15 protein-coding genes are annotated in these 16,333 nt (G+C 36.8%); all 15 read right to left on the reverse strand.

Features of this window, described 5'->3' with window-relative positions; translation table 11 throughout:
* Window positions 1-169: 169 nt before the first annotated feature.
* Entirely contained in the window at window positions 170-2,113 is a 1,944-nt protein-coding gene (locus Q9306_RS08530; protein ID WP_306197251.1) for an AMP-binding protein, read from the reverse strand.
* A gap of 220 nt (window positions 2,114-2,333) precedes the next feature.
* Window positions 2,334-3,875 (reverse strand): acyl-CoA carboxylase subunit beta, encoded by a 1,542-nt coding sequence (locus Q9306_RS08535; RefSeq protein ID WP_306197253.1) that lies wholly within the window; start codon window positions 3,873-3,875, stop codon window positions 2,334-2,336.
* 2 nt (window positions 3,876-3,877) lie between these two features.
* Window positions 3,878-4,666, reverse strand: coding sequence for an enoyl-CoA hydratase (locus Q9306_RS08540; RefSeq protein ID WP_306197255.1), 789 nt, complete (start codon window positions 4,664-4,666; stop codon window positions 3,878-3,880).
* Window positions 4,667-4,670: 4 nt separating this feature from the next.
* A complete protein-coding gene (locus Q9306_RS08545) occupies window positions 4,671-5,582 on the reverse strand; it encodes a hydroxymethylglutaryl-CoA lyase (protein WP_306197257.1) in 912 nt (303 codons plus the stop codon).
* 21 nt (window positions 5,583-5,603) lie between these two features.
* Window positions 5,604-5,819: an acetyl-CoA carboxylase biotin carboxyl carrier protein subunit gene (locus tag Q9306_RS08550; protein ID WP_242218319.1), complete on the reverse strand. Its 216-nt coding sequence runs from the start codon at window positions 5,817-5,819 to the stop codon at window positions 5,604-5,606.
* Window positions 5,820-5,847: 28 nt separating this feature from the next.
* Window positions 5,848-7,185 carry an acetyl-CoA carboxylase biotin carboxylase subunit gene (locus Q9306_RS08555; protein WP_306197260.1) on the reverse strand — a complete coding sequence of 446 codons (1,338 nt, stop codon included), beginning with the start codon at window positions 7,183-7,185 and terminating at the stop codon, window positions 5,848-5,850.
* A 14-nt stretch (window positions 7,186-7,199) separates the two neighbouring features.
* The gene (locus Q9306_RS08560) at window positions 7,200-8,345 is read right to left on the reverse strand and encodes an acyl-CoA dehydrogenase (protein WP_306197262.1); all 1,146 of its coding nucleotides are present in this window, start codon (window positions 8,343-8,345) and stop codon (window positions 7,200-7,202) included.
* Between the two features lie 212 nt (window positions 8,346-8,557).
* Entirely contained in the window at window positions 8,558-9,526 is a 969-nt protein-coding gene (locus tag Q9306_RS08565; RefSeq protein WP_306197264.1) for a YbgA family protein, read from the reverse strand.
* 4 nt (window positions 9,527-9,530) lie between these two features.
* Window positions 9,531-10,184: a TetR/AcrR family transcriptional regulator gene (locus Q9306_RS08570; RefSeq protein ID WP_306197266.1), complete on the reverse strand. Its 654-nt coding sequence runs from the start codon at window positions 10,182-10,184 to the stop codon at window positions 9,531-9,533.
* Window positions 10,185-10,206: 22 nt separating this feature from the next.
* Window positions 10,207-11,226, reverse strand: a complete 1,020-nt coding sequence (locus Q9306_RS08575; RefSeq protein ID WP_306197268.1) for an ABC transporter permease — start codon at window positions 11,224-11,226, stop codon at window positions 10,207-10,209.
* Complete coding sequence (locus Q9306_RS08580) at window positions 11,223-11,954, reverse strand: ABC transporter ATP-binding protein (protein ID WP_306197269.1); 732 nt, start codon at window positions 11,952-11,954, stop codon at window positions 11,223-11,225. Before Q9306_RS08580 ends, Q9306_RS08575 begins: the two co-directional genes overlap by 4 nt.
* Before the next feature lie 971 nt (window positions 11,955-12,925).
* Complete coding sequence (locus Q9306_RS08590; protein ID WP_306197270.1) at window positions 12,926-13,318, reverse strand: GtrA family protein; 393 nt, start codon at window positions 13,316-13,318, stop codon at window positions 12,926-12,928.
* Window positions 13,319-13,473: 155 nt separating this feature from the next.
* On the reverse strand, window positions 13,474-13,935 hold the full coding sequence (locus Q9306_RS08595; RefSeq protein ID WP_306197271.1) for a putative iron-sulfur cluster-binding metallochaperone: 462 nt from the start codon (window positions 13,933-13,935) through the stop codon (window positions 13,474-13,476).
* Between the two features lie 288 nt (window positions 13,936-14,223).
* A complete protein-coding gene (locus Q9306_RS08600) occupies window positions 14,224-15,897 on the reverse strand; it encodes a M56 family metallopeptidase (protein WP_306197272.1) in 1,674 nt (557 codons plus the stop codon).
* The gene (locus tag Q9306_RS08605; RefSeq protein ID WP_306197274.1) at window positions 15,894-16,292 is read right to left on the reverse strand and encodes a BlaI/MecI/CopY family transcriptional regulator; all 399 of its coding nucleotides are present in this window, start codon (window positions 16,290-16,292) and stop codon (window positions 15,894-15,896) included. The genes Q9306_RS08600 and Q9306_RS08605 overlap by 4 nt, the downstream gene beginning before the upstream one ends.
* Between the last annotated feature and the right edge of the window lie 41 nt (window positions 16,293-16,333).

Here is a 16,333-nt window from a genome sequence, read left to right on the forward strand (position 1 = left end):
AAATTTTTAAATCAAAAAAATCAATAATATTAATCCCTAACTTAATATTATTGATTTTTCGATTTCGTTATTCATTTTTTATAAACAGATCAACTTTGTTTCAGACCGACAACTAATAAACACAAACAAAAAAGCAAACTCCTTCATATCGGGAGTTTGCTTTTTAAAATTATCGTAGCTTCTGAGACTGTATTGCTTGAATATATGCCACAACCTCAGGATTCACAAGTGAAGATAAATCTCCAAGTTCTTTTCCTAAATACGCAGCTTTAATAACGCGGCGCATTACTTTTGAATTACGTGTTTTCGGCAGATCTTCGACAACATGAATATCTTTCGGACACAATGCTTTCCCAATATGAGAGTTTACTAGGCTTAATAATTCTTTTTTCAGTTCTGGTGTAAACACAGTGCCTTCACGTAACACAACAAAACAATGACATACTTCACCTTTCACTTCATCTGGAACCCCAATTGCACCAGCTTCGATTACATCATGGTGTTTTACAAGAATGGACTCATACTCCGCAGGTCCAATACGTTTTCCGGCAATATTTAACGTGTCATCAGAACGACCTGTGATGATGTATTGTTCTCCATCATATAATACCCAGTCACCATGCACCCATTTGTTTTCAAACCGGGACCAGTATGTGCTTACATAACGCTCGTCTTCTTCCCAGAAACTTTTCGTCATTCCGACCCACGGTTTTTCTAGACATAGTTCTCCGACTTCATTTTGAACTGGTGCACCGTTTTCATCTAATACAACAGCGGCCATTCCTGGCAGCGATGCGTTAAAACTAATTGGCGCAATTGGTTTAATGAGGACGTTTCCAAAAATACCACCAGAAATTTCAGTGCCACCTGAGTAGTTACAAATTGGTACTCTTTTTTTGCAAACTGTTTCAAAGAGCCACATCCATGGGTCTGGATTCCACGGCTCACCTGTTGAACCGATTACTTCTAAACTTTGCAAGGAATGTTTCTCAACCCATGAATCACCTTTTGCCATTAAGGAACGAATTAATGTTGGTGAAATACCAAGATGCGTTACTTCATAACGATCAACCATTTCCCATAAACGATCTGGTTCTGGATAATCAGGAACCCCTTCATACATAACCATTGTCGCACCGTTAAGAAGAGAACCAAATAGTAAAAACGGCCCCATCATCCAGCCCATATCAGTAATCCATAACACACGGTCACCTTGTTTCACATTCATGCCAAAACCAGCATCAAAAGCTGCTTTTAATGGGAACCCCGCATGCGTATGAACGGTCCCTTTCGGCTTCCCTGTTGTACCAGATGTATAAATAAGCATAAGCGGGTCGTCACTTTTCATTTCTTCTGCGTGCGTAAATGGTTTGTCTTTTTCTAAAACACTCCATGAAATATCGTAATCCTGCGGTGTAAATTCATTCCCCGCATGACGAACAATTACGACTTTTTCCACACTCTTGCAATGCTCACACGCCTTATCTACTTCGTCTTTTAAAGAAACCGTTTTACCGCGGCGCGCAAATCCATCAGCAGTAATAATCATTTTAGAGCCTGCAGCTTGTACGCGCGTCATCACTGCATCTGAAGCAAACCCAGAAAAAATAGGAGACATGATCGCACCAATTTTCATGACAGCTAACATGGCAACTACTGTTTCGGGAATCATTGGCATGTAAATGGTTACACGATCTCCTTTTTCAATTCCTAAATGCCTTAATCCATTTGCAACGCAGCTTACCCAGTGGTCTAGTTCCTCATATGTAAATGATTTTGATGTACCATTTTCGCCTTCCCAAATAAGAGCCTGCTTTGTTTTCGTATCATCTTCCGCAATCCAACGAGATAGTGCAGATTCTACAACATTGCAAGTTCCATCCGCATACCACTTTGCAAATGGAATGCCGTTTGCTAAGTCTAACACGTCTGTGTATGGACGCATCCATTGATAACCTACCGCACGCTCTGCTTCTTCCCAAAACCATGCCGGGTCTTCAATTGAATTTTCATAAAATGTTTCATAATCATCATATCCGAGCGATTGCATCCATTGATATAAGCGTGTGTTTGCTTTATATTCCTCTGTTGGAAACCAAACTGCTTGCTTCACAATTTGTCCCTCCTTAATTTTTTTGAAAAAGAAAACCCTTTGGCAGGGCGTTCTCACTTTTATAAAACTTTATTTTGATGTTTCAACATCTAGACCACCGTTATACAAAGCAAGAACCGAGTTGCTTTTATTTTCGAGAAAAAGGATCTGACCACACCTGTGCACGGCCAGATGCTCTCGTCCATCTAAAAAGAAAAGGTTTTTATGCCTTTTCTCATTTCTATACTGGATAAACTGGATGTTTACGATCTGTAAATACTTGATACTTACTCATATACATCTCAAAACGTTGCTTCAATTCAGTGCGTAATTGGTTTGGATGAACAATACCATCGATAACCATTTCTGATGCAAGACGATAAATATCAATATCTTGTTTATACTCTTCACGTTTTTGCGCGATATAGCCTTGGCGCTCTTCTTCTGGTAGCGCTGCGATTTTATTTGCATACACTGCATTTACAGCTGCTTCTGGTCCCATTACCGCAATCGAAGCTGTTGGAAGAGCAAGACAGCAATCAGGTTCAAATGCAGGACCTGCCATCGCATATAAACCTGCACCATATGCTTTTCGTACAACGATAGAAATTTTCGGCACAGTTGCTTCGCTCATAGCGGAAATCATTTTCGCACCGTGACGAATAATACCAGCTCGCTCTACCTTCGTACCAATCATAAATCCTGGTACGTCAGCTAAGAATAAAAGCGGAATGTGATAAGCATCGCAAAGTGTAATAAATTTCGCTGCTTTATCCGCAGAGTCATGGAATAATACACCGCCTTTCATACGAGGCTGATTCGCAATAATACCAATTGGCATACCGTTAATACGCGCAAACCCAGTAATAAGCTCTTGTGCAAATAACTTTTTCACTTCAAAGAAAGAGTCTTCATCAATTACACGTTTAATTAAATCGTGCATATTAAAAGGTGCATTTTGATTTTCCGGGATAATTTGTTCTAACGTCTTTTCGAATTCTTTCGGTTCTTGAGGTTCTGTCATTGGAGCTTTTTCTAAGTAGTTGCTTGGGAAGTAAGAAATATATTGACGTGCTTTTGAGATTGCATCTTCTTCTGTTTTGCAAAGTACATCTCCGCAGCCAGATACAGAGCAATGCATACGTGCTCCGCCCATTTCTTCTAATGTCACTTTTTCACCGATAACCATTTCAGCCATACGAGGCGAACCAAGATACATAGATGCATTTCCTTCAACCATCATTACAACGTCGCAGAAAGCAGGAATATATGCACCGCCGGCAGCAGATGGGCCAAATAGTAAACAAATTTGCGGTACTTTTCCAGATAATTTCACTTGGTTATAAAAAATACGCCCTGCCCCGCGTCTGCCTGGGAACATTTCAACTTGATCTGTAATACGCGCGCCGGCAGAGTCGACAAGATAAAAAAGTGGTACACGTAATTTTTCAGCTGTTTCCTGAATACGTAAAATTTTTTCTACTGTACGAGAGCCCCATGATCCTGCTTTTACAGTCGAATCATTTGCCATTACACAAACAGTGCGTCCATTTACTTTACCAGTTGCGGTAACAACTCCATCTGCAGGCAATCCTTCTTGTTCACAGTTTGCAAATAACGCATCTTCTACGTACTCACCGTTATCAAACAAAAGTGCAAGACGCTCACGAACAAATAATTTCCCTTTTGATGCATTTTGCTCATGATATTTAGGCGCCCCGCCCTGCCTTATCGTTTCTACACACTCTTCTAATGTACGAGATTGTTGTTTTTGATCTAGCATATTCATTCCCCCTTATAAATCGGCTTCCGTTTTTCGCGAAATGCTTGTAATCCTTCTAAGCGGTCTTTCGTATGAATAACACCTTCGTACGCTTGCTTTTCCATTTGCAAACCTGTCTGCAAGTCAACTTGCATCCCATTTGTAATTGCTTCCTTCGCACGACGAACTGCAATTGGACCATTCACTGCAATTTTTTTGGCGATTTCAATTGCTTTTTCTTCTAATTCTTGGGCAGGAGTAACATACTCAACAAGTCCGTATTCCTTTGCTTCTTGGGCTGATATACGTCTTGCCGTATAAATTAATTCTTTTGCGCGTCCCATTCCAATTAAACGCGGAAGACGCTGCGTCCCGCCAGCTCCTGGAATAATCGCAAGCGAAGTTTCTGTTAAACCGAGACTTGCTGATTCTGAAGCGATGCGAATATCACAAGCAAGGCTTAATTCTGTCCCGCCGCCAAGCGCAATTCCGTTTATTACTGCAAGAACAGGTTGTGATAATTGTTCTACCATATCCATAGTAGAACGGATCATTCCAACTGCATCACGTACTTGTTCTTCGTTCATATTGGCACGCTCTTTTAAATCTGCACCTGCACAAAATGCTTTTGTACCTGCTCCTGTGATCATTACGACACGAACATCGTTTTCTTCATTAATACGACTTAGTGTATCTTGTAGTTCTTCTAAAAGAGAAAGTGATAAAGAGTTTGCTTGGCCTTCACGATTCAATGTGATTTTCACGATATGAGGCGTTACATAATCAACTGAAATATTTTGCAGCTGTAACATAAGATCACCTACTCACAGTTTTATGTTGCAAAGCGTGGTATACATGACTCGGAATCTGCGTACCTAGCTTGCTTTGGATAAATTTTGTTGCTTGTAATAGCTTTTCTTCATTTATATTTGTTTGTACACCCATTTTATGAAGCATATGAACTAAATCATTTGTTGCGATATTCCCAGACGCACCTGGTGCATACGGACATCCGCCAAGACCGCCGCAAGAACTATCAAAAGTTGTAACACCGCACTCTAATGACTTTACTACATTAGCTAGTGCCATACCGTACGTGTTATGGAAATGCATCGCAAACTTAGAAGAATCATATTTTTGGAGTAAGTGCTCTAGTACACGCTCTACTTGCACTGGATTTGCCACCCCAATTGTATCCCCAAGCGATACTTCATAAATGCCATATGAAAACAACTTGTTACAAAGTTCATCAACTTTATGAATGTTTACTTCACCTTCATATGGGCAACCAAATACAGTCGATACGTATCCTCGAACCGTTTTCCCAGCAAATAATGATTGTTTCGTTATCTCTTCAATAACAGACAGTGCTTCATCAATCGATTTATTAATATTTTTCTTATTATGTGTTTCACTAGCAGATAAAAAGACGTTCACCTCATCTACATCTTGCAGCAGCGCCCGTTCCAAACCATTTTGATTTGGAACGAGAGCTGCATATGTAACATGCGGTTTCCGCTCAAGCGCAGCAAACACATCTTGTGCATCGGCTAAAGCAGGAATCCATTTAGGGTGAACGAATGATGAAACTTCAATATAAGAAAGACCTGCGTCTGCCAGCATATGAATCCATTTCACTTTATCTTTTGTACCAACAACTTTCTTTTCATTTTGCAAACCATCACGCGGCCCGACTTCTTTAATAGAAGCAAAAGAAGGTAATTTCAATCGATTGCACCCCGTTTCTCACTATTCAATTTCTACTAAAACATCTCCCTCGTTCACAAAATCGCCTTCTTGCACAAGAATTTTCATTACAGTGCCAGCTTCTTCTGCAGCGATTGGAATTTCCATTTTCATAGATTCTAAAATGACGACATCTTGATCTTCCTCTACTGTATCTCCTACACCCACCACAATTTTCCAAACATTTCCTGCCATCGATGCATATACTTTTGTCATCATTTATTTCCCCCTTTACATTTCGTAACCTTTATTTTTTCACAAGCTGCTTCGTTACAAAGCTTGTTGTGTAAATACCGCTTTGGAATACTTCATCTTCTAAGACTTGTAGAAGCATCGGCGTATTTGTTTTAATACCCTCTACTTTTAGTTCGTCTAATGCTACCTGTAGCTTTTGGATTGCTTCTCCTCGCGTTTCACCATGTGCAATTACTTTTGCAATCATCGGATCATAAAACGGAGTAATTGCTACACCATCTTCTAAGAAATGATCAATCCGTACTGATGTTGGAAGGGACAGAGATGTAATTTTTCCTGGTGATGGGAAGAACGTTTTAGGATCTTCAGCATAAATGCGTGCTTCAATGGCATGACCACTTCGTTTTACTTCATCCTGTGTAAACGAAAGGGTTTCACCTGATGCAATTCGCAATTGCTGTTCGACTAAATCAAGACCAGTAATCTCTTCTGTTACCGGATGTTCTACTTGTAATCTCGTATTCATTTCTAAGAAATAGAAATTCTTCTCATCATCAACAAGAAATTCAATTGTTCCTGCATTCGTATAACCGAGCGCTTTCGCAGCTTTGACTGCAACCTCTCCCATTTCTATGCGCGCTGCTTCATCTAAAAATGGAGACGGAGCTTCTTCAATTACTTTTTGATTGCGGCGCTGTACCGAACATTCACGTTCCCACAAATACACCGTATTCCCTTGTTTATCAGCAAGCACTTGAATCTCAATATGATGCGCATTTGTAATCAATCGTTCCATATACATTTCTCCGTTGCCGAAGAAATTCTTTGCGCGCGTTTGATTACTTTCAAATGCTTGAGTGAGCGCTTGTTCAGTTTCTATCACTTGCATACCAATGCCCCCGCCGCCAGCGGATGCCTTCAACATAAGCGGATAACCAATTTGGCCTGCAATTTCTTTTGCTTCTTCAACTGTCGGAATGTTAGATGAAATACCAGGTACAATCGGAACTTCAGCCGCTAACATTGCTTTGCGAGACTCAATTTTACTTCCCATCTTTGCAATCACATCTTTGGAAGGACCGATAAAAACAATTCCTTCTTCTTCACAACGCGCTGCAAATGTTGTATTTTCTGATAACAATCCGTAACCTGGATGGATTGCCTCTACTTTTGTTTCTTTGGCAATTTCAATGATCTTTTCAAGATTTAAATAACTTTCTTGAACACGCGGACCACCAACAAGATGTGCTTCACTTGCCATTTTCACATGAAGGGCAGATTCATCAGCTTCTGAATAAATTGCTACAGTTTGAATTCCAAGTTTTTCACACGTTTTTATAATACGAACAGCAATTTCACCGCGGTTAGCAATTAATATTTTTCGAAACATAGTGAACCCTCCTCTTAACGACATCCTAAATGTCTTGAAATAACGAGACGTTGAATTTCAGAAGTACCTTCACCAATTTCTAATAGCTTTGCATCACGAATATGACGCTCTACTTCATATTCACGCATATATCCGTAACCACCATGAATTTGCACAGCTTGGTTAGATACACGGCTTGCTGTTTCAGATGCAAATAGTTTTGCCATTGCAGCTTCTTTTCCAAATGGTTTATCATTGTCTTTTAACCAAGCAGCTTTATGTACCATATTCCGTGCTAATTCAATTTCTGTTGCCATATCTGCTAATTTAAATTGAATTGCTTGGAAGTTTGATAGAGAGCGACCAAATTGCTTGCGCTCCTTTGCATATTGCAGTGCACGCTCAAATGCAGATTGAGCAATCCCTACTGCCAATGCAGCGATCGAAATACGACCACCATCTAACGTATATAAAAATTGTTTAAATCCTTTATTTACATCCCCAAGAATATTTTCCTTCGGTACACGAACACCATCTAAAACAATTTCACATGTATTGGAAGCACGAACGCCCATTTTGTCGTACGGACTAGAAATTGTTAATCCTTCGCTATTTGTCGGTACGATAAAAGCAGAGATGCGTTTTTTGCCGCTTTCATCCATACCATTTATAGCGGTTACAATAATCGTATTTGCATACTCAGCGTTTGTAATCCAGCACTTCTCACCGTTAATTACATATTCATCGCCATCCAATACCGCTTTCGTTTGTGTACCGCCAGCATCAGATCCAGCATTTGGCTCCGTTAATCCAAATGCACCAAGTGTCTTACCAGATGCCATTGGAACTAAATATTTTTGTTTTTGTTCTTCTGTGCCAAAATAATAAATCGGAGAAGCTCCAAGTGAAATTGTTGCCGCATAACTTAATCCTGTACCACCGCAAGCACGGCCAACTTCTTCAACTGCTAGTGCATACGATAACGTATCACCGCCAGAACCACCGTATTCTTCAGGGAATGGGATTCCTAACAAACCAAGTTCGCCCATTTTTTGAAACGTTTCATATGGGAATTCTGCCGTTTTGTCATAATACACAGCCTTCGGAGCGATTTCCTTTTCAGCAAAGTCGCGCACCATTTCTTTGATCATTTGTTTTTCTCTAGTAAGAGTAAATTCCATTTGTCACACCCCTTATCGAATTCGTTATTTCGACAGCGTGCGCGTATATAGTACAAACATTACTCTATATAAAGAATGAATAGTAGTAAGATAATTGCTACAATTCTGTCACAATTTAATTGTAAAACAGAATCTGTACTAATGCACAAAAAAATTCCTACATTGTTCTACAACAACATAGGAATAAAAAGTCGAATTATGCGGTTTTTCGTTTAATAATCTCGACCTTTTCCAGAATCTGTGATTTCCACTAACATTTCTGGATATGGTTCGAAATACGTTTGTCTTAATAAATATGTTTCTTCAAATCGGATTGCCCAAGACTTTAAAACGGTAAGTAAACTGCTTAATGGTATTTTCTTTTCGGCATACTTACTGAGTAAAGAAAGAAAATGGTCTTTTTCTTCTTTCTTCAATTTATTTTTAAAATACCCCAAAATATGCTGACATACGTTGATATTTGATGTATACCGCGGTGTCCGGTTTAGCAATACGTACAATATTTCTTCATATTTTGCAAACACTTCATCAATCGAATGCTTTTCCTTATTCGCAATGATGCGCCCCAATTCTTTTTGCTTCGTTTGATTATATGCCATGAATAAATACTTATGATTAGACTGAAATTCAACTAATACTTTCATGTTCTTATTTTTCTTCAATGTTTTAAAATGCGCAAGTGTAAATAGCTGCGTCAAAAAATGTTCACGAATGATAAAATTCGACAATCTTCCTTCTTCCTCAATCGCTAAATGTGAAAATCGCGCTAAAACTGCACTACCAAATAATCCGGCACCCTTGCCTTTTGTGGGTGCTTTTTCTAATCCAGCATATATTTTCACGTCACGTGTTCCGCAGCTTGGTGACCTATTTTTTAAAATAAAACCATCCACATCCGGTAGAGAGGATAAAAATAAATCTGAAAACTGCTGCATTTTCTCCGTCAAATCAGCACCTGTTGATGGCTGCACTAATTTTTGCGTTCCATCATGTTCCACAATACGAATTGTTTCTCTTGGAATCCCAAGTCCAATCTCCACTTCTGGACAAACTGGGATGAATTCTACATATGGCTGTAAATTACGTACGGTTGCATCGGACAGCTTATCACCGTTATAACGACATGCTTCAAATTCTAAACATTTACTTACGACAACTGTTGGTTTTACAAATTGCCTCATATGATTACCTCCGAGGAGTTAGCCCGTATAAAATGAATTGAACGGTAGATTCGATTTCCGTCTCATCATCCCATTGTTCTTCTGGTAATAATAAAAAACGAGTTAAAATCAAGCCAATAACAGCTGATAAAGTGAATCGTAATACTGCTGGAGTTGGAAGTTCAATAATTTGTCCTTGTTTCTGAAAGTGATCCACAATGTTTTCAAAACGAGAGTAAATTTCCTTTGCGAGTAATTGTTGGATTTCATCTTTCAATTCAGGTTGAAACGGTACTTCTTGAATTAAAATTTTCAGCATTGGGAAATGTTTTCTCGCAAATTCAAAGCGGTTTCGGATCACCGTACGTAAGAAATTTTCATATGAATCATACGTATTTTCAAATATTTCTTTCGCGAAAGTTTGTACGAAGAACGGAGCAGCAAACTTCGTTAACGTTGGCATCACAACAGCAAACAACAAATCTTTTTTCGTTTTATAGTAGCGAAAAATCGTCCCTTCTGCTACACCGGCACGCTTCGCAATTTCACTCGTTGAAGTTGCCGAATACCCTTTCTCACTAAACATGTCTACCGCCGCTTCTAAAATGCGCATTTGCCGTTCATTGCGCTTATCTGTTCCTGTGGCGGCAATTAGTTCTTCTAGCCAATCCTCTTTCATAAAATACCCCTTTTTCGTTCCATTATATTCTTCTATGCTTCTTCAAAGCAAACACGTTACCAAATGTAAACACAATCGCAAATAATAATAAAACGCCAAGATCGCCAGCAATTTCGCTAAATCCTTGATTTCGAATCATAACTTGCCGCATCGCATCTGCACCGTATGTTAATGGAAATAACTTTCCTAATAGTTGTAACCACGTATTCATAGATTCAATCGGAAATAAACCAGAAAAGAAAATTTGCGGCACGATGACTAATGGGATAAACTGAATCATTTGAAATTCATTGTTTGCATATGCTGATAAAAATGTTCCAAGTGTTAACGCTGTTAATGAAAGCATGCATGTAATGAGTAGCGTCAGCCAAGGCGAACCTGCAACATATAAATCAAGAACATACACAGAAAAACTAACAATGAGTACAGATTGGAAAAATGCAAAGATACCAAATCCAATTATATAACCTGCGACAATTTCCCAGCGCCGAATTGGCGTCGATAACAATCGTTCCAAAGTACCGCTTAAACGCTCCCTGACAAATGAAACTCCTGATAAAATAAAAACAAAGAAGAATGTAAAGAAACCGATTAATACCGGACCTAATCCATCAAACATCGTAAAATCAGCTGATCCATGCAAATAAGAAACATCAGGCTTCATAGTCGTCGTTTCGGTTTTCTCCATACTCTTTTGCAAAACTTGCATGACAGCACGATTTTTCGATGAATCACTGCCTTCTAACGTTACTTTCATCTTTCCCTGTTCTACAATAACTATCGCATCAATTGTTTGATCTTCTAATTTACTTTGTGCTTTCTCTTTATCATACTCATAAAAAGAAGCATTTTGTTTTTTCATTGCGTCTACAATTGGTGCTGGTACATCGACTAAAGCAATATGAGGCTTATAATCTTTTTGTGTGAATACAAGTGAAAGAAGCCAAAGAAGTAGCATCGGTGCTCCGAACATAAGCGCAAGTGACCGTCTATCTCGGAAAAACTGACGAATAATACGGATAACAACTCCAAATACTCTCATCGTTCCATCGCTCCTTCCAGTAAAAAGACATCCTCAATACGTCCAGATGTTGTTCTCGCTTTTAATTCTACCGGGGAACCAGTTGCAATTAACTTCCCCTCACGAATTAAACCGAGACGTTCACAAAACTCAGCTTCATCCATAATGTGCGTTGTCACAATAATTGTTGTTCCTTGTTTTTTCAGCTCATAAAATTTATCCCAAATTGATTTTCGAAGAACAGGATCAATCCCAACAGTTGGTTCATCTAAAATAAGAAGCCTTGGTTCATGCAAAAGTGACATAGCAAGTGATAAGCGCTTCTTCATTCCACCGGAAAAATGTTGCACTTGTTTTTTTGCATCCTCAGATAACTGCACAAGCTCAAATACTTCAGAGATACGTTCTCTCTTTTGTTTTCCCTTTAATCCATACATTGTCGCGATAAAATCAGCATTTTCATAAGCGGATAGTTCTTCATACAATGCATCAGCTTGCGCCATATACCCGATGTGTTTCATTCCATTTAAATTCGGCATAACTGTTTGCAGTGCTGTTACGTCACCTGACGTTGCTTCACTTATACCTGCAACCATCTTAATAAGAGTGGTTTTGCCAGATCCCGAAGGACCAACTAAGCCAAAAATTTCAGCTTCGCGGACAGAAAATGAAATATCTTGAATCACTTGTTTCTTTCCAAAGTACTTGGAAACATGATTAAGCGTTACAGCCTCGTTTATTAGAGACATAAACTTTCCTCCTCTTTATTTTAATGAGTGAGTACTCACTTTTATTTTAACCTAATTTTAATCTATGTCAAAAGGTTCTTTTTGTTGTTGATTTCAAACACCTTTTCCTGCCTCATGCTGCAGTTTAGTAATTAAGTTTGAAAAAAAGACACTGCTAATCCTTATTAGACAGTAAGCAAAAAGAATCTATTTTGAAAATAGATCAATCAAAATGGATTCTACATTTTTGATAAAGATGTGATTTTTATCAAAAAGTTTACTTGTGTTAGGCTAGACTATGTTGGACATTTTATACTAGTAAAAATGATTCGTAGATATTATCACTATCTAAAAAAATGTTTTATTGCTTCAAGTTGTATTTTATGATTACATTCTTCACAACAATATTTTCCTTCCCGATTTTTCTTAAATCGCTTATATTTTTCAGTTCTTTCATTTGAAACTATTTCTATAACAGCGAATAGCGTGTTTTTTATTGATTCACACGAACCTTTCTACTTACTTTACATACAAACCTCATTAATTTCTGTGGACTGATGTAAATAATGCGAAAATAATGTCTATCGTTCTTCGCATCGGCATTGGACAAATAATTAGTTTATTTTTATAAATACCATTAAGCGTTATTTTTGCCTACGGAGACATCATTTTTTGTTTTTTCAACTGTTCAGTTATCACTGATTTATCAATATTAACTGCTTTTGCGGTATGGAAAATTGGCGTATCAACGAATGTGGGGCATAATGTGCTTACTTTAATACCATATTCTTCTGCTTCATAATGTAAAGATGTGAGTATTCATATACAATATTTCGGCATTTTCTTCTCGCTAATTTAACTGATGAATCCACTTTTCAAATGTTTATTCACTTGGTCTAGATATCTATTCAAAACAAAAAATGAAATAAAGAACCGTTTAAAAACAAAAAAATTCTTCAACATAAATGCTGAAGAATTTTTTATAATATGTTTTACATAGCAGCTTCTTTTTTTGTAACTAATATTTTTTTAGATATTGCAAATGTAAAAGGAATTGCGATTACAGATGATATTAAAGGTGCAATATCTTTATTTAAATTCAATACATCAACTAAAACATAAATACTAATTGTCGTAATGATAAAGTTTACAATATAAGTTAATGGAAACTGGAAAAACTTCTTTAATGTTACTTTTGTTTTATAAGTAAAGTATGTATTCATAAAAAAAGAACCAATCATACTTATGATAAAAGCAATACTATGTGAAGTTAAAACATGAAAATGAAAAACATGGGTAAATAATAAATAGAGTAGCCAGTAGTTTAATGTATTCATACATCCTACAAAAACAAATCTAATTATTTGTTTGTAATTATTGTTCATCGTCAACCTCCTTTCACGCAAATTATACCATTCTAAGAAATTGTTAACAATTTGAGGATTATATACGACCACTTATCAGTAATAAAGAAAGGCTCACTCTTAAGATAACAAGGAATGCATTTTTTACTTACTGCTTGAATAAATGATTCCACAAATTAATATAATTTTTCAACTTGCTTTATAAACGAAGATACGTTTCCTAAACAACAAGAACCTTGAGGATTATTTACCTCGCACCCACAACGATTTGCTTTAATATGCATTGATATCTCATGTACCGCTTCGCTCTTTCCCGTTTGCTTTATTTCTTCACGAATACGTGCTCGTGTCCAATTAAAACAGTAACAAGCAAGTACATCTTCTTTTAAATCTTTTTGAAAAACAGGAACCTTAAGATCGTTTTTGATAAATACTTGCTGTTCTTCATTAAAGTACACTACATTACATTCTTGCTCTGAACAAAAGTAGTATGTTTTATCTGACTCTAATTGAGCGAGGGCATTAGCGTTCAGTAAGCCTTCTAATGTAATCAACTTGACTTGTTTTCCTTTCGTTTTGGATAAAGGACAAACAACATTGCTAGTTACACTTTTCGAAGCACCACAGCAGCTTTCCATTTTATATAAAGCCTCCTTTCTTCAACACTCAAAAATTTTTCAATTTTATTTAATTAAAAAACTTCAGCTATTAAGCTTTAAATAAATTACACCATATCATTATTCATACGTAATTTTAAGGGTTTCTACTTAATATCCGTCTGCTAAAGCATGAAAAATAGAGTTTGATTTTTAAGGAGAAACTTTTGCTAAAAAATAATGTACCTTCCTTACCATAAATAATAATATACATACGCTCTTTATCTTACTAATCAATACTCTCTTCTTTTAGAGAATTCCATTCTTACCTTATTTCGTTACAGGCGGCAATGCTGAATATTCCTGATCTTTTGCAGTCAATGTTTCTTGTTTTTTTAACATAAATAACTTATCGCCAACTCCGTAGCATTTCCCTTCATCAGTTAACCAAATAAAACGAAGAGCTACTTTCGCAGTTTCTCCTTCAAAATTTGGCAAATCCACTACATGATCCAAATATAATATAGGGTCTTGATAGGGCTGTTCATTTTGATAAGGTTGTTTCCAGGTATATGTATTTCCTTTTTCGTCCTTTAACTTTCCTAAAATAAAGACTGGCCACGGATTTTTTCTACTAAAAGAAGCATCCATTTTATATTTTCTAGGGAGTGGGCTTACTTCTATTGTTTCGTTTGCAAAAGCTTGATCAATATCAATATCATTTGTTTGAGTTTGCCCTTTGTAAAATTCTCCTTTTTTCGATTGATTCCAAAATACCTCTTTAAATAAACTACGATGAGTTTCTGTTGGTAAGACAACGGTATAGCGCTCTTTCTTTGTTTTTTTCGAAATATCCGTGATACTAAGTCCAGGATCTGGTGCTTCTTCATCCATACTGATTTGTCTGTCGTTTTGATTTTCTCCAAATAACTTTTTAGCTTTTTGAGTAGGTTCTTCCGCATTCACTAATGAAATCGCTGATATAGAAATAACAGCAGTAAGACCCAATAGCGACCAACGATACGATTTTTTTTGAAATTGTTTAATCATCAAAATTCTCCTTTTTAATGCTAGCTTGTTCCTTGTTAAATTTGCTAAGCTCGGAATCTGATAACGATTTGAATAGTTTTCTATTAAATTGATAATTGTATGTCCGTAAGCAATTCTCTGTTCACAATCGATATATGTAAGCGCAAGTGCATCACATGCAATCTCTTGATCTTCACGCATACGGTAATATGCATACCAAAGAATTGGATTAAACCAGTGTAAAATAAGTACGCTATTCATCAAACAATTCATGCCAACGTCTTTTCGCTTCACATGCGCTAATTCATGGTAGAAAATAAAACGTAGTTGATCATCATCTAGCGTTCTCATATGATTTTCAGATAGCAAGATTCTCGGTTTTATAAACCCAAGAACTGTTGGACTTGAGATGTTACCAGATACAACTATAGGAATATTTCGTTTAATAGACATTGTACGTTTACAATGCTCCAAAAGATTGATAATTCTTTTCTCAGTAATAAGTGGTTGTTTTTTTATATACATATAGACACGCTTGTTTAATACAATCATAAAAATTCCAAAACAAACAACGCCAAACAACCACACATATAGTACAATTTTGTAAACTGAACTGTAATTTTTATGGTGCGATTTTGATTGGGTAAATGATCCTTTTCCTCTTTCAATAGTGACTGCTTCACCGGAAACATTTGTCTTTTCATAATTCACAGTAGAAACATTGACAGTAGGAGGAACTTCACGATTCGGTAAGAAGATGTTATATATACTGTACGAGCTTTCAGGTGCAGACGGTAAAAGTAACCGAAAAATAACAATAATCCATACTATATACTGCCATCTCGGCGTTAGCTTGTTTTTAAGCACAAGTTTAATAAATAAAATGATTCCAACTAAAATACTAGCCATTAATGAAGATTCAAGTATCCAATTGAAAACTTGCGTAAGTTGACTATTTAAAATTTCTATACTCATCGTTCTTTTCTTCGCTCAGCTTCACTTTTATCATCAAGAATACGTTTAAGTTCATTAATTTCTTCTTGTGAAAGCTTTTCTTCCTTTAAAAAGTTTACAAGCAATGGTTTCAATGCTGCACCATAAAAACGTTTAAGAAATGACTTTGTTTCTACTTGCAAATAATGATCTTGAGAAACTAAAGGATTATATGTATACATTTTTCCGATTTCTTGATGAGCTGATATTGCTTCTTTTTGCACTAATCTGTTAATTAACGTTCGAATTGTTTTTGGACTCCAATCCATTTTCCCTTCAAGGTCTTTAATAATTTCATTTGCTGTTTGAGGCGCCTTTGACCAAAGAGCTTTCATTATTTCCAGCTCAGCTTCAGATATTTTAGGGATTTTTTTCATATTTATGCTTTCTCCTTTCCAATATTACAAATGTAGTCTAA

This window comes from Bacillus multifaciens (assembly GCF_030756675.1).
In the GTDB taxonomy this organism is placed as follows: Bacteria; Bacillota; Bacilli; order Bacillales; family Bacillaceae_G; genus Bacillus_A; species Bacillus_A multifaciens.

What these genes read in the sequence shown, in the direction of transcription:
- Q9306_RS08535 (WP_306197253.1), bottom strand. Translation starts at nt 3,875, where the DNA reads ATGCTAGATCAAAAACAACAATCTCGTACATTAGAAGAGTGTGTAGAA.
- Q9306_RS08540 (WP_306197255.1), bottom strand. Translation starts at nt 4,666, where the DNA reads ATGTTACAGCTGCAAAATATTTCAGTTGATTATGTAACGCCTCATATC.
- Q9306_RS08550 (WP_242218319.1), bottom strand. Translation starts at nt 5,819, where the DNA reads ATGATGACAAAAGTATATGCATCGATGGCAGGAAATGTTTGGAAAATT.
- Q9306_RS08555 (WP_306197260.1), bottom strand. Translation starts at nt 7,185, where the DNA reads ATGTTTCGAAAAATATTAATTGCTAACCGCGGTGAAATTGCTGTTCGT.
- Q9306_RS08560 (WP_306197262.1), bottom strand. Translation starts at nt 8,345, where the DNA reads ATGGAATTTACTCTTACTAGAGAAAAACAAATGATCAAAGAAATGGTG.
- Q9306_RS08565 (WP_306197264.1), bottom strand. Translation starts at nt 9,526, where the DNA reads ATGAGGCAATTTGTAAAACCAACAGTTGTCGTAAGTAAATGTTTAGAA.
- Q9306_RS08570 (WP_306197266.1), bottom strand. Translation starts at nt 10,184, where the DNA reads ATGAAAGAGGATTGGCTAGAAGAACTAATTGCCGCCACAGGAACAGAT.
- Q9306_RS08575 (WP_306197268.1), bottom strand. Translation starts at nt 11,226, where the DNA reads ATGAGAGTATTTGGAGTTGTTATCCGTATTATTCGTCAGTTTTTCCGA.
- Q9306_RS08580 (WP_306197269.1), bottom strand. Translation starts at nt 11,954, where the DNA reads ATGTCTCTAATAAACGAGGCTGTAACGCTTAATCATGTTTCCAAGTAC.
- Q9306_RS08590 (WP_306197270.1), bottom strand. Translation starts at nt 13,318, where the DNA reads ATGAACAATAATTACAAACAAATAATTAGATTTGTTTTTGTAGGATGT.
- Q9306_RS08595 (WP_306197271.1), bottom strand. Translation starts at nt 13,935, where the DNA reads ATGGAAAGCTGCTGTGGTGCTTCGAAAAGTGTAACTAGCAATGTTGTT.
- Q9306_RS08600 (WP_306197272.1), bottom strand. Translation starts at nt 15,897, where the DNA reads ATGAGTATAGAAATTTTAAATAGTCAACTTACGCAAGTTTTCAATTGG.
- Q9306_RS08605 (WP_306197274.1), bottom strand. Translation starts at nt 16,292, where the DNA reads ATGAAAAAAATCCCTAAAATATCTGAAGCTGAGCTGGAAATAATGAAA.